Here is a 453-nt window from a genome sequence, read left to right as displayed (position 1 = left end):
AGGTCATGTACTGCCGGATGCTGGACGCTATGCTATCCAAAGGGCAGGAGGACGAAAACGGAATCCTGTTTGTCTGCTTCCCTGTCACAGCCATTGCTACAGTCCTGTCCCGCAACTCCATGACGGTCAAGCGTTCTCTGAATGAACTGGAAACCGCTGGGCTTATCATGCGGGTGCGTCAGGGCGTGGGAGAACCAAACCGGATTTATGTGCTGATACCGGGAAAGGAGGACGCTGCCCTTGCCTGAGACCTCAAAGCTGGAAAAACTCAACTGGGAGCTGGAGAAAAGCGAAAAGAAACTGCGGAAAGCCATCAATGATGAAAAGGCATTGCAGTACCAGCTGAAGCAGCTTACCCGGAAGGAGCGGACGCACCGGCTCTGTACCCGTGGCGGTATGCTGGAAAGTTTTCTGCAAGAGCCGGAACGCCTGACAGATGATGATGTCATGCTG

The 453-nt window shown here is 53.9% G+C and carries 2 protein-coding genes; both read left to right on the top strand.

What is annotated here, in order from left to right:
* Positions 1-248 (top strand): DeoR family transcriptional regulator (locus LJE11_RS19345; RefSeq protein WP_227296428.1); only part of this gene is annotated, 248 nt, incomplete at its 5' end.
* Positions 241-453: DUF3847 domain-containing protein (locus tag LJE11_RS19340; protein ID WP_227296427.1), on the top strand; the 213-nt coding region annotated here is incomplete at its 3' end. The genes LJE11_RS19345 and LJE11_RS19340, both read left to right, overlap by 8 nt.

It is taken from the genome of Blautia sp. DFI.1.216, assembly GCF_020594215.1.
Lineage (GTDB): Bacteria > Bacillota > Clostridia > Lachnospirales > Lachnospiraceae > Blautia_A > Blautia_A wexlerae.
This window is presented reverse-complemented; position numbering and strand designations above follow the sequence as displayed.